Source organism: Lachnospiraceae bacterium oral taxon 500, from assembly GCA_002999035.1.
In the GTDB taxonomy this organism is placed as follows: Bacteria; Bacillota; Clostridia; order Lachnospirales; family Vallitaleaceae; genus W11650.
This window is the reverse complement of sequence record CP027241.1, coordinates 1,898,315-1,925,163: the sequence shown is the minus strand read 5'-3', so window position 1 is coordinate 1,925,163 and position 26,849 is coordinate 1,898,315. Positions and strand designations below refer to the sequence as shown.

Genomic DNA, 26,849 nt, shown 5'->3' with positions numbered 1-26,849 from the left:
CTGTTATTCGGTAACCTCCGGACAAATCCATTTTCCGGCTGAGGTCTTTAGCAGCTCTGTAGCCAATATCTTCGCCAGCTGATAAGCCCCCAACGGAGAAAAATGCGTATCGTCCTCTTTTCCCTCCGGATAATTTTCATGTTCGCCCGCCGCCAGATGCATAAACAAATCTTTACTTTTTTCGCTGCCGTACGCTTCCAGCAATTCCGTTGACCGGGCGTACATATCGACCCATTCGGTCTGTTCCCGCTCGGCCGCTTCCCGCATTGCCTGCGGATAGGGCCCAAGTGTATCCGGCTGTAGTTTCCCATCAGCGCCAAACAGCCGCCGGGAACAGGACGTCAATAAAATCGGCGTCGCCCCCCGCTGCCGGATCTTCTGAATATAATCCTTTAGGTTTTCCTGATACGCTCCAAACGGAGCAGCATAGCGGGCGGGATCATCTTCCTTGCCATCATTATGGCCAAACTGAATCAGAACAAAATCTCCCGGCCCGGCTTCTTCTAAAATCCGCGCCAGTCTTCCTTCGTCCCGAAAACTTTTGGTACTTTTGGCGTTATATGCGTAGTTACGCAGCTCCGCCCCTTTGCGCAGAAAAAAACGGAAGGCCTCGCCCCAACCTGTTTCCGGATAAGCCGCTGCGTCTTTAATCGAAGCAGTTGAATCGCCCGCAATAAATATCTTAATCATATCCTATCCCTTCACCGAGCCAACCAGCAATCCCTTAGCAAAATGCTTTTGCAGGAAGGGATAAAACAGCAGGATCGGCACAGTCGCAATTACAATTACCGCAAACTTAATACCCTGCTCCGGCGGCGTATAGTTCATGTCCATCGTCCCCAGCGCATTGGCGCCGCTCGACGACATAGTAATTTGCCTAAGCAGCAGCTGAATCGGCCATTTTTTGTTATCGCTGATATACAGTAAACCGCTCATAAAGTCGTTCCAGATGCCAACGGCGTAAAAAAGTGTAAAGGTCGCGATAGTCGGCTTGGACAACGGCAAAATAATTTTAGCAAACACCCCGATATCCGAGCAGCCATCAATTCGAGCCGCTTCTTCCAGCTCTTTGGGGAGTTCTTGGAAAAAGTTTTTGATGATCAACAGATTAAAAGGACTGACAGCGATCGGCAAAATCAGTGCCCAGTAGCTGTCCAAAAGTTTCAGATTTTTTACCACCAAAAACGTCGGAATCATACCGCCGGAAAAGAGCATACAGAAAATGACCATATTCAGGAAAAACTTTCTGCCCGGCATATCCGTCCGCGACAGCGGATAGGCCATTGTCAAAGTGGCAAAGAGCTGAATCATCGTTCCAACCACCGTTACACCGACCGTGACAAACAGCGACCGCAAAAAAGTCGGCGTGGAAAAAGTATAGCGGTACGCCTCAACGCTGAACTCGTTCGGCCAAATAAAGAAAGAACGCGCCGTCAGTTCTGTTTCCGTGGCAAATGAACCGGCTAAAATATACAAAAACGGCAAAATCATAACCAGAGCAATCAACCCCAAAAAGATGATATTGAAAACATCAAATACTCTGCCCAGAGGCGTATTAAATCGTTTGCTATCCATAATAATATCGTCCTCCTTCTTAATATAATCCGTTTTCGCCCATTGACCGGGCAATCTTGTTCGTCGTCATCACCAGGATAATTCCGACCAGGGACTTGAATAAACCAACCGCCGTACTGTAACTGTATGCTCCCTGAGTGATACCGACCGTATAAACATAGGTGTCAAAAACGTCCGCCACCGTCCGGTTCAGGGAATTGGTCATCAGATAAATCTGATCAAAGCCAGTACTTAAAAAGCTGCCTACCCGCAAAATCAGCATGACTACAATCGTGCTGCGGATAGCCGGCAGGGTGATGTGCCAGACTCGCCGAAACCGCCCCGCACCGTCCATGATCGCCGCCTCATACTGCTCCTGGTCAACTCCGGCCAAAGCCGCCAAATAAATAATGGTGCCCCATCCGGATTCTTTCCAGATACTCTGCAGGACGATCAGGGGGCGAAACGCCCCCACACTCGTCAACAGATCAATTCTTTGACCGGTCAAAGCTTCTATGATTTCAGTCACCACTCCGGTATTAACCGACAGCAGGATAAAGGTAATACTGGCGGTAATCGTCCAGGAGATAAAGTGCGGAATATAAATGAAGCTTTGGATTAATTTCTTATAGGTCTGACAACGCAGTTCATTAAGCAGCAAGGCTAATAAAATCGCAATCGGAAACCCTATCCCGATATTCAAAAAGGCAATCGCCAAAGTGTTCTTCAGCAACCGGAAAAAATCGGGATTAATGAAAAAGTTTTTAAAGTTCTCAAAATACACCCACTCACTGCCGTTGATGCCCAAAAACGGAACATAATTTTTAAAGGCAATAATCAATCCATACATCGGCAGATAACGAAAGATAATAAAGTAAATCAATCCCGGCATCAGCAAAACATATAACCACTTATGTTTTTTAATATTCTTAACGTTTTGCTTGGAAAAAAAACCGGCATTGGTCGTCTTTTGTTTTGCTATTCCGTTCATCATAGTTTATTTCTCTCCTGTTGCTTTATAAAGGGTATTCATTTCTTCAATCACCTTATTGCCGCCGGAAGTCTTCCATAACTCAACTGCCTGCTCAAAACCGGCTTTGTCAATCTGACCGGCAATAAACTGAATTCTTGCGTCCTGAATAATATTGTCCAGTTGGACACCGTTCTTGGTGTAGGTTTCCGAGATGAAAGATGCTGCCGGATTATGCACCGCTTTTCCGGAGTCCGTTGCCATCTGCTGCTTTTGCTTTTCATAATTTGCCTTTTCCACATCAGTCGCCGGCTTATCTACATAATATTGATTTCCGCCGACATTGGTACCAATCTGAGCATAGCATCTAACCAGGCTGATCAAAGCTTTCGTTTCGGCCGAATCCGAGTTGATGCTTTGCGAAAAGCCCTCGCTGACTTCAAAGTTAACACCTTCCAAACCATTGTTCATCACGACTTGAACATCTTTTTCGTTGGTTTTGTCAATAAAACTCAATACTTCTCTTAATTCTTCCTCAGTTTTAACGCTGGTTTTGGGGATAACCAAAAATCCCGCATAGCCGGCTGTCGGCAAAGCAAAGCTGCCGTTTTCACTGGCCAGATTTCCGGTCATGGTGATCATATCACCGAAAGTATCCGGGTAGGCTTCTTTTAATTTTTTCTGAAGCTGCAAGCCCCGGGAATAGGTATCAATGATGATGCCGCCGTGACCGTTTAAGAATTCATCGTTCCAGTTATTGGAAGAAAGGGTGGCAAAGTCGGCATTGATCAATTTTTCATCGTACATCTTCTTGATAAACTCCAAGCCCTGCATATATTCTTCCTGCATAAAGCTGGGTGCTAAATTGCCGTCCTTGTCCTTGCCCCAGGCATTAGCCGCACCGTACCAGTTAACGATCACGTCCAGCGGACTGTTGGTATTGATGGATGCCGGCCACTGCGGAATAATGATACCGGTCGTATCGTTCTTGCCGTTGCCGTCCGGATCCTTCTCGGTAAAGGCCTTAGCAATATTATACAGGTCTTCTGCCGTCTTCGGTTCTTCCAGTCCCAGCTTAGTCAGCCAGTCCTTACGCAGTACAACGCAGGAGCGGATCAGGTCACGCTTACGATAAATGCCAAAGACCTTGCCGTTTAAGCTGGCGTTCTGGGTGGTTGCCGCGTCAGCCTTTGCCAGATTCGGATAATCTGCCAAGTAATCGGTTAAATCCCAGAATGCACCGGCATTTGCCGAAGTTACAAAGCCGCCGGATTTTTGGGTAACGACCATGATATGCGGCAGGTCGCCGGAAGCCAAAACAATATTCATCCGGTCTTCATAGTTGCTGTTCGGTACCCAGGAAACTGTTACTTTCTTGCCGGTCATTTCTTCCAGCTTAGCATCGATCAGGTTGCCCTCTTCCGGCGCAGTCGGCTCTAAGAACGGCGACATAATCTTAATTTCCGGAATCAACTCTTTGACCGGTGTTTCGGTTTTACCCGTGTCTTTATTGTCCTGCGCCGTGGTCTGATCGTTGCCCGGCTGCTGCGCAGTCTGTCCGCAGCCGGTTGCCAAAAGTGCTACACACATGGCCAGTATCATACCTGTTTTCAAAAAGCTCTTTTTCTTCATATTATTCTCCTTTTATTTGTCATGTTTATTGGATTTAAAAGTATCGTTCCGACGGTAAGCTGCCGCCGATCAGCTCCAGACACATAATGGTGTTCAGACACCACTGTGAAACCACATTGGTCGTAACCCACGGCATTTCTTCCACTGTTTTCCAGTTGTTGACTGCCCGCAGCGTTGCGGCCGGATCTTTCGGCACACCGGATAGCTCTGGATCCAGCAGAAAGTGCCAGGCTCTTTGCGCTAAGCTCTCATCTTGGTAGTATTTAGCTGCGTAGGCCATCATGGTAGTCGCAAACATCCGCCAGGCAAATCTTTTTTCATGCAAACGGCCGTTTGACCGTTCCAGCATTTCCTCATTGGTGTAAGTGTAATACCGGCCAAACTCAGCGATCATTTGGCGAAGTTTATCATTTCCCTTAGCCTCAGCGTACTCAATCAGCACTTCCGGCGCGCCGAAGGAAATGACCATATGGTATTCACCGACATTACCGGTACCATAGTACTCCAGCTGCTTGGTCTTTGCGTCAAACAGTACCGTCGGCCCCGACAGCAGCTTATCTTCCATGGCGTAAATGTCCTCAATCCCCCGCTCAATGTTTCGCAGAAAGTTATCCCGACCCGTCAGTTCAAAGTTAGTGAACCAATTTGACACCAGTGCCGTCCAGTCCGGCCCGGTTCGGATCGGCATTCGGTCAGCGGGGCGGTGATAAAACTCACGCAGCGGCTCTAATCTTTCAAACGCCTTTTCATTTTCGGCTAAGGACTCCAATATTTCCCGGCTGCGCTCGTCACAACTCAAGTAATAGTAATATTTATGCAGACCAGCCATCGAAATCCGAACTTCCTTGGCCTGACAGCCCCAATGAATGACGTTATGGCGCGAGCCCAGCCCTTCATATTCACCGGAGTGATATATATCAACTTCCGATGTATGCCGGGTCATGGCTTCGGCCAGATCAAATACTTCCCGGCGGCCAGTCCGCAGAAAATAAAGCCACAGCCACATATTCGGCACCAGCTCCGTGTTTTGCCAGGCATATCCGCCAAAATCATAAAGCCATGTATGCCGGTACGGGTCATAAGTGTGCATAAAATCGCCGTAATTCCAGTAACCGTACCAGCCCTGCTGCTCGACCTGTCTTTGATAGAAGTCAAAGAAAAAGTTCAGTTTATCTTCCAAGGCTTTATGCTTTTCCATATCCGGCAGACTGAACGGGCCAAACACACCGGTAGTGTAATAATCTTCCGGCCGGCAAACAATTCTGGGATTATCTAAGCTGTCCCGGCGAAAAGCCGAGAGCTCTTCCCGCGAGACAGCCCGGTCATAAAAAGCCAGCCGCAGCAATGATGTATTGGCAATACCCTCGGGCGTAGAGCGTACTTCCTTCATCCCTTCATAAGCACTCAGCATATGATCCCGGTCGTCATAATGGCGCAGATCCATCGGCTCTGCCTTGGGACTCCAAAACCAGACCCGAACCTCGGCTTCTTCCCTGCTCAGGCCCGATACTTCCAACTCTGCCGGATATTTTTGCCAGAACTTATCGACGCTAACTGCCGTTCCACCGGACGCTCCACCTACATAAAGCACTCCATCGCTATGCTGTCCGTCGCCGATCTTAATCCGGGCTAGCCCGCTGCGTGTCCCCTTAGTAAGTTCAAAGGCATTATGCGCTGCCTGATACAGACTAAAGCTGTCCCAAACGGCATTTTCTTTAGCATGCGCCAATAACTGCGGAAAATCGGTATTTTCCTCCGGCTGGGTGATCTTCCCTTCCACCTGCCGGGCATATTCGGTGTTATTTTTCATGTGGCGCCGCGACAGTAGGGACTGAGCCGCTTCAAAATAAACATTTTCCTGATTGGGTAGGCCGATAAAGCGGTTCCACAACTCGCCCTTTAATTCAACCTTATAGCTTAGGCCGACACTTTGCAGTTTTTCCACCCGGCCGATTTCCAGAGTATGTGAAACCTCAATCTGGTTCAGCTCTTTATAAACTGTCAGGTAAATCACAAAGCGATTGCCGCTTTCCCCGGTGCTGCCGCCAAACAGACTGCTTTCGGCGGGCACATATCTGCCGGCTAAACGCAGCACCGCTTTCACCGGCCCATTTTGCCGGACGGTCAGGCTTTCAACCCAGGAGCGGGTCTGCCGGCCATCAAGACCTAAAATCAACTGAAAATCTTTGGCAACGATCTGCTCATTTATCTTAACATAATCAATTAAATTGCGGCGATTGCTGTGTTTGGAAACCTTAACCCGCATCCGGCCCGATTGAATATAAAAGGCGTTAAACTTTTCCGTCAGCAGATCCGACTCATCACTTTCAACCTTTGACTTTTCCGTAAGCTCCAACCGCGTACCATCCGCTTCTATCACCGCCGCGTGTTCCGTCCATTTGACGCTCCCGTCCGGCCAGTACGCCATAATCCGGCTCTGTACCGGAACATCATTCAAATAAAAATCTTTTGCCGCCAGTTCCTCTGGCTCCAGCCGGCCCTGACTCCACGGCAGGCCGAAGCTTTTCCCCGCTTTCCCCTCCGGGGGAAGTCCTAACCATGTCAGCATTTTTTTCTCCTTTATAATCTTTGCATTTGTTTTATTACTAAACTTTCACTTTCTAGCCGAATCTATGATAAAATCTGAGAGATTTTCAGGTTCCGGTACTGCGCCTTCATCGGTGCCATCTGCCGGAAGCCGATATAGCCTTCCTTCAGAACCGGACCAAAAGTCTCGCCGTCATCCGTCCAGCAGAAAATGTCCAAGTCATTAATGGAAAAACTGATTTGATTGCCATCCTTGACAATCTTCATCCGGAAAAACTCTCTGGCATCCTCTGTCGGCGGCAGCGGATCGGCACCTTGGTGAGCAAAGTGAAAACCATAACTCTTCCTTAAATTACAGGTTCGAAACTGCCTTTCCGACTCATATTTATGCCGAAAATAAGAAATGTGATAAGCATTAATATCGCCTGAATGGTACTGCGGATAATAACCGGTCCGCTTGGCTAAACTCTCATCAAAAATACTTTCCCCCCGACGGCCGAGCGCCGAAAAAAATGTCATACATAAGCCCGGCTCTCTCAGCGGAAAAAACTCCCATTCAATTTGCAGATTGTCCGGAAACTTCTGCGGCAGCCAGATCGTCCAGTGCGCGTGGTCACCCAGACTTTCATCATCACCGTTTGCTAAAATAATCCCAGCCTCATTTTCTTCTATTAAAATATTGCCTTCCGCCACCCAATCCTGAATGGCATTTTTTTGACAAAGAGAATTGAAATAAATTTCCTTTAACTCTTTCATGGGTTCTCCCTTCGCGCTATCCAATATGCTGCTGTATGATTCAATGCTTCCTTTTCATCACCTATTTTATTGCTCTATTTCATTAAATTCAATTGGAATTTTTTCTAAAAACCGTTGATAATACACTGTTTTTTTGTTCTGCAAAAAAGTCCAATCCCTTACAATCGTCATATTTCATATTTTTTTTGCCTTGTTTTGTTCATAATGTCTTGCGCCCTATGAACTCAACCGACCAAAAATCATTTCTTTTTTCCTGCCAAACTGCAAAAAAATACTCAAAGCGCCTTGCCTTGAGCATTGAAAAACTTTATTTTTCCCTATTGGTCCGAATACTCTTTTTAATTGGCAGCTTGCGGAATGCCTTACTAATCTCCGCGATTTACTCCGCCGACTGGTTTTCCTGCCGATATGTTCCCGGCGTAACACCGTACTGCTTTTTGAAAATCCGGCTGAAATAGGTCGGTTCATAGCCGACCCGAACCGCCACCTGTTTAACCGGCTCCTCGGTCGTAATCAGGAGCTTGACCGCCTGTTCCATTCGAATTTTGGTTAAATAATCAATATAGCTGACACCGACCACATTTTTAAACCAGCGGCTCAGATTAGCCACCGGAATATTCAGCTCGTCCGCCTGCTGATCCAGCGATAAATATTGATCCTGATAATTTTGATTGATATTTTCAATCAACAGCTGCACCGAGTTTTCAATCCTTTGTCCTTTTTCCTCGGCATATAAAGAATAACAGGGAATCAGCAGCCGCTCCCAAATCATATCGCCGATTGACTCAATACTGACTTGACCAATCAAACTGCGGGAAATATCATAATAATCCTCCAGTTCCGTCAAGTTCAGCTTGTTTGTACGCAGCAGCAGCTTTAATTTTTCGTAAAAGACTTGAACTTCCTGCATAATCATAAACTGATAACGATAATTTTCCGCTAAGCTTTCAATCCAGCGAAAGTACTGAACTTCAATGGTTTTCAAATCTTCGCTTTCAAAAGCCGACAGCAAAGAGTTCAAATATACGTCGGCAATTGACGGGTGATACTCCAGCTTAGCCGGGTCAAAGCTGCTGACTTCAATAAATTGGTTAGCCAAAATCAGCTTTTGATACGTCCGGTACGCCAGCAGTGTGGCCGCTTCCTCATACAGCTCATTTAACTGTACTTTTTTATCATGACTGATCACCGTCACATAGCGGTTGAGTGCGGTATTAATCCGCTCCGCCAGCCGTTCCTGAGCAAGCTTCTTAGTCTGACCGGCAATCAGAATAAAGACCGAATAGTGGCCCTGCGCCAAAATAAAATATTCCGTCTCCGGCAAAAGCTCCGCCAGAATCGGCTGAAGCGCTTCCGACAGCGGCTGGAGTCCCTCACCGGCAAAGACATGCGTCCCCGGCCGGCCAATTTGCTCAGTCAGGGTCAAGTTTAAAATCTGAAAACCCTCCGCCGCAGGAAATCCCAGTTTTTCAATCTCCTTGGCAATGCTATCAATATACCGGCTGCTTCGCCCATTCACTAATTGCTGCAATAAGGAAGAAATCAGTCTTTGATTTTTAGTCAATAACTCCCCCTGCAAAGAAGATTTATCTTGCACAATGGATGTCCATTTGGCCTGCATCAGCTCCAGTTCACCGGTCTGCCCCAACTCATCACTGCCGAACATGCTTCTTAAAATTGTTTTGACATAGCCGGAAAAACGGGTATAAAGAAGCCCTTCTATCGCCAGCATCACCAGGAGCAAACCCAAAATCATAAAAAATACAATCTTAAAATACAGAATCAGTGGCCGAAAAGCACTCTCCATATCTAAAACCGTCAGGATCTTCCATTCGGACAACAAATGCCGGCCGGTATTTAAGACCGCGTGCCGCCCTCTGTTTTTTTGATTAAAAGCCTGAGCCGCAGCCGAATCCGTCAAACTATCGTACCGGTCGGCCCCGTCATCGCTGCTGATAATTTTTTGGCCGTCAAATAAAAAGGCGGTATAGGAATTTTCGCTTTCGGAAAACAATAGTTTTTTTAATTCCGCGATGTTCAGTTTGACCTGCAAATAAGAATTGACGTTCAATTTTTGTACAAAATAAATTTGGCCGGAGTATTCAAGCCAGCCTCCGGCCGCGATCCCTTGGTCAAACAGGGCATATTCACCTTCTCTTTTTTTATAAAAGCTGCCCTGCTCGCCGATCGCCGCGTAAAAATCATTTTGTTCAATTCCGGTCAGCAGTGCTTCCGCGCTGGTCACCAAAAGATTGCTGTTGGTAAAATAAAAAAGCGAACCAGCCACTTCATTGATTCGCCGGCTGTTTTCATAATCCACACTCTGAATTTCGCTTACCTTTTTTTGCAGTTCATAGCCAAAATAGCGAAATTCCAGTTCCAGCTGCGTAATCTGCTCATGGAAACGGTAGTTTTGATTCTCCACAATCCTGATCTGCTCTTCTAAAAGACGCTCCCGAATCGTATAATTGGTCACCAAAAATACACCGATGGAAATAATAATCAACGGCAGACAGGATAGTAAAATAAAATATTTAAAAATCGATTGATAACCCCATGCTCTTTTCAAACCAACCCCCTTATTTCGCTTAGATATCCGCCAAATACCCTTTGGCAGCGGTTCGTGCTCACGCTCTTACTGTATACCAGTATATCATAAGTCGCGAAAAATTTATAGTTGTTTTTTGCGTTCAGGTAAGCAAGTATGGCAGTTAATCAAAATCGGCAAATTCCGTATCTTTCAATTTTGCAAGTTCTTCCCGATATGTTTTTAAAACCTCAAAAGAATAATATCCGTATCCTGCATCGTTTCCAGCACTTTAAAATATTGAGGAAATAAGGTTGCTCTGCCATAAGATGTCGTCAGCCGGTGCCAAGGTATTTCCTCAACCTTTGCTGTATTTATATATTTTTGATTTCTGTCTGTCATATTCATCCCTCTGTTTTTAGATTTTGTAAACATATGTTTAGATTTACATTCCATGCCATCTGTGATAAACTTTTCTTGTCCAATTAGACATCTCCTATCTTTGAGTTTGGCTTGCATTGGCTTTTTCATTTAATTTATTACTGCCTAATTCTAACATCGGCTGTTTCGGCCAAAAATGTTACTGTTCCGCCAACATTCATAATTTCCGTAGAAATCTATTTCCCGGGCAAGGTCTTTAACCGCTCTTTGACCAGTATTGGAATCCGTTATCCCTTAATCCCGGTCGAAACAACGCCTTCGACAAAATGTTTCTGTAAGATTTAAAAAAATAAGCGTTTATTAAAATAAGAACATCAGGAGGATATCAATATGGAAATGCGTTTTTCCCGATTAGTCAATTCTTTACCCGAAAAGCTGCAACGCTTTTCTCCTTTTCCCGCTGCCGTTGACCGGACAGCTTATGCCGCCCTGCCGCCGGAAGTGAAAAATCAAATTTTAAAAATGGGGGAAAGCTATTTAAACTATAACTTTCCGGTGCTGCGGGCCACCGATTTTATGAGCTTCAAGCGCAGAGGCAACCGGGCTGATTTTGAGGCCCGTTATTTTGCCCGCCGTCAGGCTTTAAACTTTTTAGTTTTAGCCGAATGTGTTGAAGATCAGGGCCGATTCCTGGATGACATCATTAACGGTATTTGGGCGATTTGTGAAGAAAGTGCCTGGCAGCTGCCAGCGCATAACAGCTATATCAGGAATACTACTACTCACCTGTTGCCCGATACCGCCGCGCCGGTGCTGGATCTTTTTGCCTGCGAAACCGGTGCGCTGCTGGCCTGCGTTTTTTATTTGCTGCACACTAAATTAGAAGAAATCAGCAGTCAAATCGGCGCGCGCATCATCCGGGAATTAAATCACCGGATTATCCGCCCGTACCTGAATCGGCATTTCTGGTGGATGGGGCACGGCACTGAACCGATGTGCAACTGGACGACCTGGTGTACCCAAAATGTCCTGCTAACAGTTTTCCTGGCGCCTTTTACCGATGACATCCGGCGGCAATGCATTCACAAAGCCGGCCAAAGCTGCGATTTCTTTTTGAAAGACTACGGCGAGGACGGCTGCTGCGAAGAAGGCGCCGGCTATTACCGCCATGCCGGCCTGACTTTATTCGGCGCCTTGGACATTTTAAATCAGGTCAGCGCCGGACATTTCCAATCCTTGTACCGCTGGAGCAAAATCCAAAATATCGCCGCCTATATTTTAAATGTGCATGTCAGCGGCAAATATTACTTTAACTTTGCTGACTGCGCAGCCGCTCCCGGCCCCTGCGGCGCCAGAGAATACTTATTTGGCCGGGCCGCCGGGCTGCCGAATTTGATGCTGTTTGCTGCGCAGGATTTTCAGGCCGGAGCGCAGGATTTATTTGCCGGTCAGGAGCCGCATATCAATCTTTATTATCTGCTGCAAACGGTGTTTCACTATTCGGAAATTATGCGGTTTGATACCAGCCGGCCCGTCGCCTGCGATGATATTTTTTATCCCAGCACCGGTTTATTGATTGCCCGCAGCAGCAGCCTGGCTCTGGCCGTCAAGGCCGGCGGCAACGGCGACAGCCATAATCACAACGATACCGGCAGCTTTATCCTATATAAGGACGGGCAGCCGCTTTTTGCCGATATCGGCGTTGAAACTTATACCAAAAAAACCTTTTCTGCCGAGCGCTATGAAATCTGGACAATGCAAAGCGATTATCATAATCTGCCGACCATTAACGGCCAGCAGCAGCAGGCCGGCAAAGAGTTTCAGGCCAGCCATGTCCTTGCCCGGCCGGATGCGGCCGCGCCCGCTATCTCAATGGAATTGGCCACCGCCTATTCTCTGCCGGAAGCGATTTCCTATACCCGGGAAATGGTCTTAAATAAAGAAATCGGCACGGTTGATCTGCACGATCACACCAATGCCGAAAATGTTATCTTAAACTTTATCACCTATGAAAAACCGGTGCTGACCGCTCCCGGCCGGCTGCAAATCGGCCAAAACTGTGAGGTTTTGACTGAAGGCGCCGAGTTTTTCGCCCTGGAAACCCTGGCCATCACCGATGCCCGGCTAAAGTGGTCCTGGGATCACGACCTCTATCGCCTGCGCCTAAAGATGACCGGCTCCGATTTTAAAATGACGATTTGTTAGTCTGCAAATGCTCCATTAAAAACTGACCGTATTCCTGACCGGTCATACCGCCTGCTCGGCCGGTCAGGCGGCATTTCGGCTCTTTGGCCGCCGCCTCCAGCGCCTGAACGATCGCCGCTGCCCGATCGGCATAGCCGATATGCGCCAGCAGCATGGCTGCCGCCCGAATAATCGACGACGGATCGGCATACTTGTCCCGGCCCTCAGCCACCATTCGGGGAGCGGAACCGTGAATGGCCTCAAACATGGCGTAGCGGTTACCGATATTAGCCGAGCCGGCCGTTCCGACCCCGCCCTGAAACTCCGCCGCTTCATCGGTTAAAATATCACCGTACAGATTCGGCAGGACAAACACCTGAAAATCCGTCCGCCGCTTGGGATCAATCAGCTTGGCCGTCATAATATCAATATACCAGTCATCAAACTCAATTTCCGGATATTCCTTGGCCACTTCCTGACAAATTTGCAAAAACTTGCCGTCCGTCGTTTTTATGACATTAGCTTTGGTGACGGCAGTTACCTTTTTTTTGCCGTTTCGGCGGGCAAAATCAAACGCCGCCCTGGCAATCCGCTCGGCTCCGGGACTGGTAATAACCTTAAAGTCAAAGGCCAAATCCTCGGTAATCTCAATCCCCTTGCTGCCTAAGACATAAGCACCCTCGGTATTTTCCCGAAAGAAAGTCCAGTCAATCCCCTCCTCCGGTACACTGACCGGTCGGACATTGGCAAATAAATCCAGCTCCTTACGCATCGCCACATTGGCCGATTCGACATTGGGATAGCCATCACCGGCTCGAGGCGTGGTAGTCGGGCCTTTGAGCAGCACATGACACTGCTTGATTTCCGCCAGGACCGCCGCCGGAATGGCGGCATTTTCTTTGGCCCGATTTTCAATAGTCAGGCCCTCAATCGTCCGAATTTCCACCTTGCCGGCTGCAATTTCGTCCTTTAAGGAATATTCCAGCAGCTGCCGGGCGACTGCCGTAATCGCCGGGCCAATACCGTCGCCGCCGATTACGCCGATGATAACCGGGGATAAGGCCGAATAATCAATCATGGTATGATCATTTTTTATCCGCTCTACCCGGGCTAATTGTTCCTTTACCAATTCTTCAAAATGCCTGCTGTAATCCATTTTCCCTTTCTCCCTTGCCGCCGGCGACCGCCTCTGCAGCCGGTCAACCGGCAGTTTTCATAAATCAGTCAGCAACGCCGCGGCTTTTGCCGTCAAATTAAGTTATTCCTTCACAACCAGGTTTACAATCTTACCCGGCACATAAATCTCTTTGACCAGAGAAACCCCGGTCAGCCGTCCGGCGACCGCTTGTCTGGCCTGCTCCAGCACTTCCTCCTTGGATGCGCTCGCCGCTACTTCCACCATTCCTCTCATCTTGCCGTTAATTTGAATCGGAATATTCAGCACTTCTTCCTTCATATGCTCGGCTTCGTATTCCGGCCAGCTTTCCTCAAAAATCGAGGTTTTATGGCCTAACTGCTCCCACAGCTCCTCGGCGATATGCGGCGCAAACGGCGACAATAAAATCAGCAGTGTTTCCATCGTCCTTTGATCCAAGGCTTCTTTTTTGGCATACTCATTTAATTTATTGGTAAACTCCATAAAGCTGCTGACCACCGTATTCAGCCGAAAGGCATTCAGCCGCTCGGTAATTTCATAAGTCAGCTGATGCCGCAGTTTTAAGCTCTCTTTGGTTTCCCGGCCGGATTTGCCGATATTGGCACTGATTAAGTTCCACAGCTTATTTAAAAAGCGGTATACACCGTCAATGCCTTTGTCATCCCACTCGGCATCCAGCTCCGGCGGGCCGACAAATAATTCATACATCCGCAGGGAATCACTGCCGTAATTCTCAACCAATTCATCGGGCGAAACCACATTGCCCTTGGATTTACTCATTTTAACACCATTCCGGCCAATCATACCCTGATTGAACAGGCGCGTAAACGGTTCTTCAAAGTCAACTGCCTTGATATCATATAAAAACTTGGTATAAAAGCGGGAATACAACAGGTGCAAAACCGCATGCTCAATCCCGCCGACATACATATCAACCGGCAGCCATTCCTTTAAAATGGCCGGGTCTGCCAATGCCTTATCATTTTTCGGATCAGGATAGCGCAGAAAATACCAAGACGACCCCGCCCACTGCGGCATGGTATTGGTTTCTCTTTTGGCCGGCCCGCCGCATTTGGGACAGGTGGTGTTAACCCATTCCTCAATCGCTGCCAGCGGTGATTCGCCGGTACCGGTCGGCTCATAAGAGCTGACCTCGGGCAGACGCACCGGCAGCTCGGTTTCCGGCACGGCTACCGCACCGCATTTGGCGCAATGCACAATCGGAATCGGCTCGCCCCAATAGCGCTGCCGCGAAAATACCCAGTCCCGCAGCTTATAGTTAATCGTCTTTTTGCCGATGCCTTGCTGCTCGACATAATCAGAAATAACCGCTTTGGCTTCTTCCGAATCCAGGCCGTTAAACTGACCGGAATTAATCATGATGCCCGGCTCGATATAGGCGGCCTGCAATTCCTCGGCCTGACCGCTTTTAGCAATAACCGGGGTAATTTTCAGGCCAAACTTTTTGGCGAACTCAAAGTCCCGTTCATCATGGGCCGGTACACACATGATTGCGCCCGTGCCGTAATCAGCCAGAACATAATCCGACAGCCAGATTGGCATCTTCTCGCCGCTGAACGGATTAAGCGCATAGCTGCCGGTAAATACGCCGGTTTTTTCCTTGCCCTGCATCCGGTCAACCGACGAACGCATGGAAGTTTCAAAAATATATTTCTCAACAGCCGCTTGGTTGTCCTCGGTGGCAAGGCTTTGAGCCAAAGCATGTTCCGGCGCCAAAACCATAAAGGTCGCGCCGTACAGCGTATCCGGCCGAGTAGTAAAGACCTTTATTTTCTGCTCGCGGCCCTCAATCTGAAAATCCACTTCCGCACCGAAGCTCTTGCCAATCCAATCGGCCTGCATCTTTTTTACCTTCTCCGGCCAATCCAGCTTGTCCAAATCCTGCAGCAGCCGCTCGGCGTAAGCGGTAATCTTCAGCATCCACTGACGCAGATTTTTTTTGGTTACTTCCATGCCACAGCGGTCGCACCGGCCCTCTTTTACTTCCTCATTAGCCAGACCCGTTTTGCACGACGGACACCAGTTAATCGGCATTTCCTTTTCATAGGCTAAACCCGCCTCGAACATCTTGGCAAAAATCCATTGTGTCCAGCGATAGTAGTCAGGATCGGTCGTATTGACTTCTTTTTCCCAATCATAAATCGCGCTGATATCATGGAGCTGCTTTTTAAAATTGGCAATATTGGCCGCCGTACTGACTGCCGGATGTTCTCCCTGCTGAATTGCATAATTCTCTGCCGGCAGTCCGAAAGCGTCCCAGCCCATCGGATGCAGGACATGATAGCCCTGCAGCACCTTATAACGGCTCCAGGCGTCACTTAAGACATATCCCCGCCAATGCCCGACATGCAGTCCGCTGCCGGACGGATAGGGAAACATATCCAGGCAATAATATTTTTTCTTGCCCGCTCCCGGCTGATTGATTGGATTTTCCTGCCAATGTTTTCTCCATTTAGCTTCTATGCTTCGATGTTCATATTTCATGATTTGCCCCTTTTCCTTTTCTGATATTGCTTCAATCTTTCGCTTCATTTTTCCCTGTTTTCTAAAACAGTTTTTAACTCCGCTTTCCTCTGATCGAAACGCCCTCACGTTTCTCTGTTAAAATTCCTTTTTTTGTTCTGATCCTTTGTGCAAAATACCTTGCCTGCTGCCAAAATACACCTGTTCTTTCGTACCCGCACCTTGCTTTCGCCGGCGCTGAATGGCGTGTATGCAGCGCCTTACGGTGCAGGATTTGCCGGCTGCTCTGGCTGGCCCTCGGACGGAGCAGGCGTTTTATCGGAACTTCCCTGCTGCTCGCCGCTTTCTTCATATTTGCCGGAATCTTCGACCGTACTTTCATCTTCCGGCGGATTGCCGACATCAATCGGATTGCCGCTGACAAAAGCGGCCGGATCGGTAATCATTTGATATTTCTTTAACACATAGCGGTCGCTGACCAGTTGAAACTCGGCCTTAACCTGATGGTCAATTTGACCGACCTCGGTATTGTTGCCGTTTAAAACCGCCGAATACACCTTGGGCGCTGTTTCCGTCACCGATAAAATATCCAGTCGCGTCGGCCATTCTCTCAGGTCAGCCTTGATTACATAATTATCGTCCTCAAACAAAATCTCGTGCTGACTCAAGGAATGATGCGCCTCAATCTTTTTGTCAAAAAAACGCAGCACGACTTCCTCCATTTGTTTTTTGGGAATATACAGCCGGAAAGTATCCGTGTCAAAGCGCAGACCCTGACTTTCCATCTGCATGATATAGGAAACGGCAAAACTAAGCATCGCGTCCGGTGAAATCTCACCGGTCTCATTGTTTAACTCCTTATCAAACAGATTATTATAATAAAAATACTCCAGCCAGGCTTTCATTCTCTTTATCTCGGTAATATCCTTGACCGGCACCGGCACAAAACTTTTGGAAATCACTTCCTCCGTACTTTCATCCGTTTTCACTTCGCTGCCCGTTTCCGCTTTCTGTTCTGCCGGTTCAGGCTCCGTTTTCGGCTCTGCTTTCTGGCCGCAGGCCGTCAGAATGGCTAAAAGCAAAACTGCCAATACCAAAAACTTTCTTTGATTAGAAAAAAAACACCGCAACAAATTGCCTCCTTATTGTATCATTATTTTTTTACATAAAAGACCGCAAATACGCCCGGACCGGCATGTGTACCGATCGTCGGCCCAATCTCGGAAATAAAAATCGGCTTTTCCCATTGCAGTTCTTCCCGAATGGTCTGTTCCAGCTGCTTTGCAATCGCCGGATCGGCTCCGTGCCCCAGACAGATAAACTCGGTCTGCTCACGGTCAAGATTTTCTTTCATGTGTTTAATATAGTAGGGAATGACGCGCTTGCGGCCTCTGACCTTGCTAATTGGCTTGGTCATCCCATCCTCGACGATCAAAATCGGCTTTAAATCCAAAAGCTCAGCCACAAAGGCTTTGGTTCCGGTAATCCGGCCGCCTCGTTTTAAAAACTCCAAAGTATCGACTGAAAACAAATGCTCAATTTTGTTTTTAGTGTAAGGCTTCGCCAGTTCTTCAATCTCTGTCAGACTCTTGCCTTCCCCGATCCAGTTTAAAATCTTAATTGCCAGGTATGCCTCGCCCAGACACAGCATATTGGAATCAATCAGCAAAATATCATCCCCGCCGCCGACTTCTTCCTTGGCAATCATGGCTGATTGAAAGGTGCCGCTGGCCACTGACGCAATCGTCAGGCAAACCACCTGATTGCCGGCTGCCAGTTCTTTTTTAAACTCTCCGATAAAAGCCTCAGGTGTTACCTGCGACGTTTTCGGCATTTCTTTTTCGGTTTTCAGTTTCTCGAAAAACTCATTCGGAGTAAGGGTTCTCCGGTCAAAATATTCCTTATCGCCAAAGTTAATGCTTAAGGGCAAAATTGTCACTCTCTCATCATTAACTACAAAATCCGGACAATCCGCCGAAGAATCCACTATCAATTTAATCATCTCTGGTTCCTTTCCACTTATATATTTGTTTTCCGGTTCTGGCAAGCATAAATATCTATCGGCTTAACATCCGCATTTATCTCGACAAACTGCACATGCCTGTCCGATCCGGAATACCTGTTTTATACTTCTGACACCGGCCTTATTTAACAGCTCGATTTTCCTACCGGCCGCAGTCAAAATATGACCCGCCTAACAACTGAATCAGCTGCTTAAAACAAAAGTTCTTTTAACTGTTTAATATGCCTGATGCCGATCAGTTCTATGCTTTTATCCGCATTTGACTTGGTAAGATTAGCCTGCGGAATAATCACCTTTTCAAAGCCCAGCTTTTTTGCTTCCTTAATCCTTTGTTCGCCAAAGGGAATCCCCCGGATTTCACCGGTCAAACCAACCTCACCCATGACCAGCACCGGCTGCGGCAGCGGGATCTCCAAATAAGCCGAATAAATCGCCGTAGCTACACCCAGATCAACGGCCGTTTCATCGACCTTTAAACCGCCGGCTAAATTGACAAAGCAGTCCAGCATATTCAGCTTCAAGCCGCCCTTGCGCTCTAAAACCGCCAACAGCATCAGCAGCCGGTTATAATCATAACCGGTTACCGTCCGGCGGGCAATATTAAAGGCCATCCCCGCCAGCAACGCCTGTACTTCAATAATCAGCGGCCGGGTACCTTCCATCACGCAGGCAGCCACCGAGCCATATTCATTCACCGGCCGGCCGTTCAGCATATATTCGGATGGATTCAGGACTTCCTGTAAACCGGTTTGCTTCATTTCAAAGATGCCGACTTCATTGGTCGCGCCGAACCGGTTTTTAACCGCCCGCAGCAAGCGGTAAGCGGCATTTTTATCGCCTTCAAAATAAAGAACCGTATCCACCATATGCTCCAGCACCCGCGGGCCTGCAATCAGGCCTTCCTTGGTAACATGACCAACGATAAAAACCGCCATGCCCGTTGTTTTGGCCAGTCGCACCAGTTCGGCCGTCACTTCCCGCACTTGGCTAATAGAACCTGCCGCCGAACTGATTTCCGGCTGATAAATCGTTTGAATGGAATCCAGCATCAAAATATCCGGTTTCTCCTGAGCAATGGTATCAGCAATCGCGTCAAAACCCACTTCCGAATAAATCAGCAAATTTTCCTCATTCACGCCCAAACGGTCAGCCCGCAGCTTAATCTGGCGAAGTGCTTCTTCACCGGACACATATAAGATTTTTTTATCCTGATGGCCGAGCCTTTGACAAATCTGCAAGAGCAAAGTACTTTTGCCGATGCCCGGATCGCCGCCGATCAAGATAACCGAACCTTCCACCACGCCGCCGCCCAGAACCCGGTCGAGTTCCTGCAAGCCGGTACTGATCCGGATTTCTTCGCTCAGTGAAATATCTTTCAGCTTTTCCGGCCGGGCGGCTTCCGGCAGCAGATTCCGTCTGACCGGCCCTGAGACCCCTTTTTCCCTTGCCTTCGGCTCTTCCACATAGCTGTTCCAGACGCCGCAAGCCGGACATTTACCCAGCCATTTAGGACTTTCATTGCCGCATTCGCTGCAGAAAAAAACCGATTTAGCCGCTTTTTCCTTGGCCATCTTATTTCTTTTCCATTTTAATCTTTTGTGCGCCGGCATCAAAGCTCAAACTAAAGCTAATCTTGCCGGAATGATTGGCATTGACTTTACCAACCTGAGTTGAATTGATCAGCAGCCGGTATTCTGCGTCCGGCTCCAGGCCCAGCGTAACCTGCACCGGCTCCACTCCGTTAACCGTAAATGTCACTTCACTCGCTCCGACACAAAAATCCGTTACCACCGTTCCCGGCACCGATTCATATAAAAGATACGAATTCTTTTCCAGTCGGGTGATCTCCTTATGGCTTTTGATGTTATAAATGTTTCCGTCTAATTCAAAGCCCTCCTGCTTTTGCTTTTCGACACTCTCACAATCGCCGAAATTAAGTAAACCCTTAGCCGCCGAGATCAATTTTTCCAGTTTCATTTTGTCCTCCTAATTTTCTTTTCCTTGTTTTATCGTAAAGGTCAACTTCTCTTTGACAGCCCGGATACTGACGGTATCGCCCGCTTTGATCCGGCCCTCTAAGATCTGATTGGCCAGTTCATCTTCAATATGTTCCTGTATCGCCCGCTTAATCGGTCTGGCTCCGTAACTTTTATTATAGCCTTTCCGGGCGATAAAGCTGACCGCTGTCGGGGTCAGACGCAGGAAAATCCCCCGGGCGGCCGAAAGCCGCTTCGCCAAATCTTCAAACAGCAAACCGACAATGCGTTTAATATCGTCCTCGGATAAGCTGTGAAAAACAATCAACTCATCCAGACGGTTAATAAACTCCGGCCGGAACAGGCGCTTGACCTCGTCCATGACTTTCTTCTTCATGGCCTTATGATCCTGTTCCCGGTTCTCCGTCGTCTGAAAACCGAGTGAATTTTGATTGACCAGATTTTGCGCACCTAAGTTCGATGTCATAATAATGATTGTATTTTTGAAATCAACCCGGCGGCCGTGCGAATCGGTAATATGCCCGTCATCCAGCACCTGCAGCAAAATATTGAACACATCGGGATGAGCCTTTTCAATCTCGTCAAATAAGATGATGGAATAAGGCTTCTGCCGGATTTTTTCACTGAGCTGACCGCCGTCCTCATGCCCGACATAACCGGGCGGCGAGCCGATAAACTTGGCCACACTGTGCTTTTCCATGTATTCGGACATATCAACCCGAATCAGCATATTTTTATCCCCGAATAAAATCTCGGCTAAAGCCTTGGACAGTTCCGTCTTACCTACACCGGTCGGCCCTAAAAACATAAACGAACCAACCGGTTTCGCCGGATCTTTGACCCCGACCCGGCCTCTTTTGATTGCCCGGCTGACCGCTTCCACCGCTTCATCCTGACCGATAATCTTTTGCTTTAAACGCTCTTCCAAATGCCGCAGCCGCTCGCTTTCCTCTTCGCTTAGCTGCTTAACGGGAATGCCTGACCAGTCTGACACTACCTCGGCAATCCGTTCTTTATCCACCACATAGCTGCCATCGCCGCTTTGCTTCAGCCCTTCTTTTTTCCGCTCCAACTTGCGCTGCAGCATTTTCACCAACGGCAAATCCCCTTGTCTCAGTGCTTCGGCTCTTTCCGCCTGCCATTTGCGGATTTCCCGTCCGCCCGTTTCCGGCAGCAGCTCCCAGCGCCCCATTTTGGTCTTGGAAGCCGCCTCGTCCAAAACATCAATTGCTTTATCCGGCAGTAGCCGGTCGGAAATATAGCGAACCGACAACCGGACTGCATCGATCAGCGCCTCATCGGTAATGCTGACCTGATGAAACTCTTCATAAATCGGCTTTAACTCACGCAAAATCTGAATCGTTTCTTCTTCCGTCGGTTCCTCGACATGGATTGGCTGAAAGCGTCTTTCCAGTGCCCCGTCCTTTTCAAAATATTTCCGGTATTCCTCCTGCGTGGTAGCGCCGATAACTTGCAGATTTCCTCTGGCCAGCTGCGGTTTTAAAATATTGGCTGCATCCAGAGAGCCTTCCGCACCGCCCGCCCCAATCATGGTATGAATCTCGTCAATAAACAGAATAATCTGACCGCTGCTCATCACTTCTTCCAGTACTGCCCGAATCCGCTCCTCAAACTCGCCCCGGTACTTTGACCCGGCCACCATTGAGGACAGATTTAAGGCCATCAATCTTTTCTTTTTCAGATTATCCGGCACTTCTCCGGCGGCAATCCGCTGCGCCAAGCCCTCCACAATAGCGGTTTTGCCTACACCCGGCCCGCCGACTAAACAGGGATTGTTTTTGGTCCGGCGGCTTAAAATTTGAATCAGCCTGTTGATTTCCCGGCGACGGCCGATAATCGGATCAAAAACTTTAGCCCTGGCTTCTTCCGTTAAGTCTTTGGCATATTTTTCCAACACGCCGCCCTCTTTTTTATCGCGGGTATATTTTAATTTTTGGCTGCGGTAATCCTGACCGATTGATTTTAAAAGGGCCTGATAGACATTGGTGCCGGACACACCCAAAAGGTCAAGCATCCGGCTGCCCATGCTGTCAGCATCCTGTAAAATGGCGATTAAAATATGCTCCGTACCCGTCTGCTGGCTTTTCATTTTGGCGGCAACCTCTGCCGCTCCCGCCAGCACCCGCTCTGCGCCCGGCGTATAGCCCTTGGCTTCCTTGCGGACAACCGGCTCCTTTCGCTTCATTTCTTTTAATTTTTCCGATACTGCGCCATAGGTTAAATTATGCGCTTCCAGCACCTCCGAGGCTAAATTGGCGCTGTGCAAAAGCCCCAGCAGAATATGCTCCGTGCCGATTTGGCCGCTGCTCAAATTCTGCGCCGCCGCGGCGGCATGTTCCAAAGCCTCCCGGGCTTTTAATGTCAATTCTTTCAAGGAACTTTCCTCCTGTTTTTCCGTTTATTCCATCCGGCGCACCGGCTACTGTCACCGGCCCTGATTTTTCATTTTCATTTTTCACCAACCGCCGGGCTGACCCTGCCAAAAGTGATTCCGGCCGGACGCAGCCGCCCGCATGGTTTTCTGTCAGCCGGCAGCCTGACAATGTATCTGCCATTTCAGGCTGCCCAAAAACTGCTTTAACGAACATAGACAAGTTTAATCAATGGTTTCCATCAAATCTTCAATGATTTTGTTCTGGACAAAATCAGAAATATGATCCTGGTCATGCCTCTTGATATAATCAATCACCAGCACCGGCTGGTCAATGATTTTTACTTTCTCGCTTTCCACCTCAAGCCGCCCTTCTCCCGAAAAGTACAGAATCGGTATCGCCCGGTAGGAGTGGCCGCGGCTGGCCAAAAAGCTGTCGATTCCCTTTTTATGCCCTAGGATTTGCAGAATCGGATTGTAAATTTCCGACACATACTTATCCTTACTCTTACCGATTTTAGTTTTTTTCAGCATTTTATCGCTTTCTTTGCCGCGAATGATGCCCCGCATATTTTTGGCCTCCATGATAAAAATACCGTTTCGGCCGATAATCACAAAGTCAATCTGACTGGACTTATTGCCGCTGACCAGCTTAACATCCGTCAGAATCTTATAGCCCCTGGGCAGCCGGTTGATGAGTTCAAACACTTTCTTTTCGCCGCCCAGACCGGTTTTTAAAATCCGGTAATTATTCAGACTGTCCAGTATCTTCAGAAAAATCAACTGAATGCCCAAAAAAGAAAACATTTGCGTAATCTCAAGCAGCGCCAGACAAGCCGCCGCCAGTATTCCGTAAAACAGCCACTCTAGGTACAGCTTGCGGATTTGAGAATGCAAATGATTTGATTTTTTTATAATCTGTGCCATGATTTCTCCTTTTGGGGTCGTCTTAGTATACCATAGATTCCCCAAAAATAAAATATTTTCTCCGTATTTTCCTTGGCATTTTATAACCAAGCTTTCTTGCCTAAACAGCAGCTTTATTTTTCGCCAAGTCTAAAACACCATTTTTCCTTTGCCACTAGAAGCGGCTTGTTTATTTCCGCAGTAAAATCGGCAGCAATTCCTTAACCAGTTCCATATCCCGCGCGTTCACATAAACCGCCAAATATCCCTGAAAATCACTCGGCAAAAGCCGCCCGACGGGGCTGTCTTTGGGAACGGCAAAAGCCACTGCCGTTTTTTGACCGTCCTTTACCCCCATTACCGGTGATTTGGCGGCATATTCTGCCTGCTCGTCCGCGGTCAGATAATCGGCTAAGGGCAGCAATATTTCATTTTCCATAAAATAGGCCAAATGATCCTGATCCAAAATCAAAATGTCTAATTCGCCGGTGCCGGCCTTACCCATCAGCTTCGCCGTCATCGCCATCTGCATCTGCGGATCGTTTTTTTCAGAAAAATAAAGAATCTCAACCAGACCGGTTTTATCCGCTGTTTTTGCTTCTACGCATTTTTTTATTTCCGCCTGAAGTTCTTCAACTCCCTCCGGATCAGCATAGGGTGCGGTAATCGTAATATCAACAATCACTTGCTTCGGCGGATTAAAAACATAGTGGTTCAGCAGCGAAAATACTATCACCAGCGCCGCAATTCCGCCGATAATATGAAATTTATAATATTCTATGATGTATTCTTTCTTTTCCCGATTATTTAGTTCTTTAAAACTCTTACCGTATTTTTCCATGGTTCCTCCAACTTGCCTTATTTCTTTAAGTATATCATAAATTTAGCGTGCGTGCATGAGAAAATCCTGCGGATTTTCTCTCCGCATCAGCGCTCATATAAGCTGCTCGGAAAATGCGCTTGGACATGCAAGCATGTCCCGCTCATTTCCCTCACACCTTGCACTCACTTATTAAGGCCCGTAACGTGCGTGCATGAGAAAATCCTTACGGATTTTCTCCCCGCATCAGCGCTCATATAAGCTGCTCGGAAAATGCGCTTGGACATGCAAGCATGTCCCGCTCATTTCCCTCACACCTTGCACTCACGCTTTTAATGCGCAATATTATACCACAAACTCAGCCTGAGTGCGAGAGAATCCTTGCAGTTTTTCCTTTTTTAAGCCGGGAGTTTGACACTTCTTTTTTTAGCGGTTTAATGCAGCTTCTTTATTTAAGCCATTTTCGGCTTATTTTCGGCTTATTTTTGTCAAATTTTATGATTTTTATAGTGCTGTTTTGTACGCTTTGTGGTATAATAAAGAAAACCAAATTTTTTTTACAGGAAAAAAGCATTGTGTATGTATCTATTACTGGAAATAAAGGCAATCAAGACATCTACATCAAGCAGTCTTACCTGTTGCTACTTGTCAAGGACTTTTTAATCAAAATCATCTTTTTTTTCGTTCGATTCTCTCCTAAGCTCCCTCAGCATTATCCTTTTTAGCTTATCCTGCATAGTTTCACTGCTTTTATCATTAAAATGGACAATCACCTCATAACTGGTCTTTCCAATCTTCTTTGTTGTCTTTGTTCCTGTATTTTGTTCATTTCTTTTTTCTTGCATATGCTCTCCTTTCTCTTCTTCTAATGCGGTTCCCAAACGATAGATTTCCTGTCTTTGGGCGGTTATTTTATCCTTGGCATCGTCTCTCTCTTTTTCTGCCTTTAGCGCCCGATTTTTCATCTTTTCTAATTCTTTTTCAACTTTTTGCACTTGCCTCTGCTTTTCTCGTTCCAGATCATTGGCTACTTCAAACCAGTAATTGCGTACCGTTACGATTTGAACATGCGCCTTGGCCAGTTCCTGTTCTGCCTTTTTGACTTTCGCTTCCAGCCCCCGGATAATGCCCAAAAAATAGGCTTTCATCTGAATATATTTTTCTCCGCTTTTAAAGGCGGCTAATTCCTTCCTCACTGCCTTAAGATGATATTGTACCGTGGTGAGCGATTCGAAAGGATTCTTCATTTTTTGGAGCCCTTTTCCATTAATTCTTTTCCTAACTGGAGCATTCGATCAAACCGTTTTTCAATGTCTTGGATGTATTTTTTATAGTACTCTATCTCCGTTTTCAGATTTGTAATAATCTCGTCCTGCGATTCAATCAATTTATCTTGAAGCTCTATCTGAGTTTTCAGTTCTTTAATATATTTCTCCGTTTTTTGATTAAAATTCATAGTACCCATTTTTCCCCTCCCTGATGAAAACCATTGTACCGGAAAAAAGAAAAAAAGCAAGTTTCCCCCAAAAGGGCTCTCGTCATTTTGACTGTGGATAACTACGAAGAAAAAGAGAAAATGAAGGGAAAAACCAACAAAAGAAGCCATCTGCCTGACGAAAAAAAGCATTTCCAGATTCCTATCCTCAGGTTGCTCCGAAATGCTCTTGCTCATCCACAAAATAAAATTTTTAATTTCAGCAGTTTTCACAACACTTATTGTCGGGGTCTGTACTGTAATCAGATAAGTCGAATAGATTTAATTAAACACGGAAACAGGAAACGGAACATTAATAAAAATTGGCCTAATAATTATGGGAGGAAATAAACTTGATATTTCATTGTTTTTTCTATACCTCTATAAAAATCCGCTCCGCTCGGCCGGTTTCGGTGTCAAAAATTACATAGCCGGCCGAATCGCCGTTTTTCGGCAGAACCGGCGATCCGAGGTTAATGATCCGAATGCCGTCTACCGTTTCATCGCAAAATATATGCGTATGGCCATGCAGCGCGATCGCTGCCCTCTGTTTCTTGGCTTCAGCCAGCAAGGCAACTTTTCCTTCTTTCACACCAAATCGGTGGCCATGCGTCAGCAAAAAACGAATCCCCTCCAGCTCCAACACCAACGTTTCCTTGGTGCTGGGCATTGCCAGCTCGTCGTCTTCCGAGTCCATCTTACCCTTGACCGCGTAAACCTTGATTTCCAGTTCCTCTTTCAGCAGCGCCGCTTCCCGAATCCCATCACCCAAATGAATCAGACAGTCCGGCGCCTGCCGCCGCAAACTTGAGACCAAGTTGCCCAGTACTTTATGCGTATCACTGATAATTGCTATTTTCATGGTTTATTTCTTCCTTTCCCCAGACTTCCCCCCAAATATGCACTGCCCACAACCGCTTTCGATCGTCCGCACTATAACAAAATAAGACCTGCCCAAAGCAAAGTCTTATTTTGTTTACAGTTACATAAAGATTGCGAAATCGTCCCCTCGCGGGGATTTATTAATTCATACGAAGGATCTGTTC

Annotated in this window: 22 protein-coding genes; 2 read left to right on the top strand and 20 right to left on the bottom strand. The window is 47.2% G+C overall.

The features are described from left to right. Positions 1 to 3 precede the first annotated feature (3 nt). From C3V36_08780 to C3V36_08745, 8 genes are all read right to left on the bottom strand, one after another. Positions 4 to 690: a hypothetical protein gene (locus C3V36_08780; protein AVM69328.1), complete on the bottom strand. Its 687-nt coding sequence runs from the start codon at positions 688 to 690 to the stop codon at positions 4 to 6. Positions 691 to 693: 3 nt separating this feature from the next. Next, positions 694 to 1,575, bottom strand: coding sequence for an ABC transporter permease (locus C3V36_08775; GenBank protein ID AVM69327.1), 882 nt, complete (start codon positions 1,573 to 1,575; stop codon positions 694 to 696). Positions 1,576 to 1,594: 19 nt separating this feature from the next. Continuing rightward, positions 1,595 to 2,545: a protein lplB gene (locus C3V36_08770; GenBank protein AVM70492.1), complete on the bottom strand. Its 951-nt coding sequence runs from the start codon at positions 2,543 to 2,545 to the stop codon at positions 1,595 to 1,597. Positions 2,546 to 2,551: 6 nt separating this feature from the next. Continuing rightward, entirely contained in the window at positions 2,552 to 4,126 is a 1,575-nt protein-coding gene (locus C3V36_08765; GenBank protein AVM70491.1) for an ABC transporter substrate-binding protein, read from the bottom strand. Between the two features lie 64 nt (positions 4,127 to 4,190). Continuing rightward, positions 4,191 to 6,725, bottom strand: a complete 2,535-nt coding sequence (locus C3V36_08760; GenBank protein ID AVM69326.1) for a hypothetical protein — start codon at positions 6,723 to 6,725, stop codon at positions 4,191 to 4,193. 62 nt (positions 6,726 to 6,787) lie between these two features. Next, positions 6,788 to 7,459, bottom strand: a complete 672-nt coding sequence (locus C3V36_08755) for a DUF1961 domain-containing protein (protein ID AVM69325.1) — start codon at positions 7,457 to 7,459, stop codon at positions 6,788 to 6,790. 379 nt (positions 7,460 to 7,838) lie between these two features. Beyond that, entirely contained in the window at positions 7,839 to 10,028 is a 2,190-nt protein-coding gene (locus tag C3V36_08750; GenBank protein ID AVM69324.1) for a hypothetical protein, read from the bottom strand. A gap of 201 nt (positions 10,029 to 10,229) precedes the next feature. Further along, entirely contained in the window at positions 10,230 to 10,517 is a 288-nt protein-coding gene (locus tag C3V36_08745; protein ID AVM69323.1) for a hypothetical protein, read from the bottom strand. A 246-nt stretch (positions 10,518 to 10,763) separates the two neighbouring features. Here C3V36_08745 and C3V36_08740 point away from each other — a divergent pair, with 246 nt between their 5' ends. Further along, positions 10,764 to 12,572, top strand: coding sequence for a heparinase (locus tag C3V36_08740; protein AVM70490.1), 1,809 nt, complete (start codon positions 10,764 to 10,766; stop codon positions 12,570 to 12,572). Here C3V36_08740 and C3V36_08735 read toward each other — a convergent pair. The 11 genes from C3V36_08735 to C3V36_08685 form a co-directional block, all read right to left on the bottom strand. Beyond that, complete coding sequence (locus tag C3V36_08735; GenBank protein ID AVM69322.1) at positions 12,553 to 13,707, bottom strand: isocitrate dehydrogenase; 1,155 nt, start codon at positions 13,705 to 13,707, stop codon at positions 12,553 to 12,555. The two genes, C3V36_08740 and C3V36_08735, sit on opposite strands and share 20 nt — an antisense overlap. A 102-nt stretch (positions 13,708 to 13,809) precedes the next feature. Beyond that, the gene (locus tag C3V36_08730; protein AVM70489.1) at positions 13,810 to 16,212 is read right to left on the bottom strand and encodes a leucine--tRNA ligase; all 2,403 of its coding nucleotides are present in this window, start codon (positions 16,210 to 16,212) and stop codon (positions 13,810 to 13,812) included. A 239-nt stretch (positions 16,213 to 16,451) separates the two neighbouring features. Next, entirely contained in the window at positions 16,452 to 17,324 is an 873-nt protein-coding gene (locus C3V36_08725; GenBank protein AVM69321.1) for a hypothetical protein, read from the bottom strand. A gap of 20 nt (positions 17,325 to 17,344) precedes the next feature. Next, positions 17,345 to 18,193, bottom strand: a complete 849-nt coding sequence (locus C3V36_08720) for a DegV family protein (GenBank protein AVM69320.1) — start codon at positions 18,191 to 18,193, stop codon at positions 17,345 to 17,347. A 212-nt stretch (positions 18,194 to 18,405) separates the two neighbouring features. Beyond that, a complete protein-coding gene (locus tag C3V36_08715; GenBank protein AVM69319.1) occupies positions 18,406 to 19,785 on the bottom strand; it encodes a DNA repair protein RadA in 1,380 nt (459 codons plus the stop codon). Position 19,786: 1 nt separating this feature from the next. Then, complete coding sequence (locus tag C3V36_08710; GenBank protein AVM69318.1) at positions 19,787 to 20,191, bottom strand: endosialidase; 405 nt, start codon at positions 20,189 to 20,191, stop codon at positions 19,787 to 19,789. Positions 20,192 to 20,200: 9 nt separating this feature from the next. After that, complete coding sequence (locus C3V36_08705) at positions 20,201 to 22,606, bottom strand: ATP-dependent Clp protease ATP-binding subunit ClpC (protein ID AVM69317.1); 2,406 nt, start codon at positions 22,604 to 22,606, stop codon at positions 20,201 to 20,203. A 222-nt stretch (positions 22,607 to 22,828) separates the two neighbouring features. Further along, on the bottom strand, positions 22,829 to 23,530 hold the full coding sequence (locus C3V36_08700; protein AVM69316.1) for a hypothetical protein: 702 nt from the start codon (positions 23,528 to 23,530) through the stop codon (positions 22,829 to 22,831). 169 nt (positions 23,531 to 23,699) lie between these two features. After that, on the bottom strand, positions 23,700 to 24,350 hold the full coding sequence (locus C3V36_08695; protein AVM69315.1) for a hypothetical protein: 651 nt from the start codon (positions 24,348 to 24,350) through the stop codon (positions 23,700 to 23,702). 638 nt (positions 24,351 to 24,988) lie between these two features. Further along, positions 24,989 to 25,576, bottom strand: coding sequence for a hypothetical protein (locus C3V36_08690; protein ID AVM69314.1), 588 nt, complete (start codon positions 25,574 to 25,576; stop codon positions 24,989 to 24,991). Next, positions 25,573 to 25,794 carry a hypothetical protein gene (locus tag C3V36_08685; protein ID AVM69313.1) on the bottom strand — a complete coding sequence of 74 codons (222 nt, stop codon included), beginning with the start codon at positions 25,792 to 25,794 and terminating at the stop codon, positions 25,573 to 25,575. The genes C3V36_08690 and C3V36_08685 overlap by 4 nt, the downstream gene beginning before the upstream one ends. Positions 25,795 to 25,818: 24 nt before the next feature. Here C3V36_08685 and C3V36_08680 point away from each other — a divergent pair, with 24 nt between their 5' ends. Beyond that, positions 25,819 to 26,154: a hypothetical protein gene (locus tag C3V36_08680; GenBank protein ID AVM69312.1), complete on the top strand. Its 336-nt coding sequence runs from the start codon at positions 25,819 to 25,821 to the stop codon at positions 26,152 to 26,154. Positions 26,155 to 26,176: 22 nt separating this feature from the next. Here C3V36_08680 and C3V36_08675 read toward each other — a convergent pair whose 3' ends face one another. Further along, positions 26,177 to 26,665: a hypothetical protein gene (locus C3V36_08675; GenBank protein AVM69311.1), complete on the bottom strand. Its 489-nt coding sequence runs from the start codon at positions 26,663 to 26,665 to the stop codon at positions 26,177 to 26,179. Positions 26,666 to 26,849 lie beyond the last annotated feature (184 nt).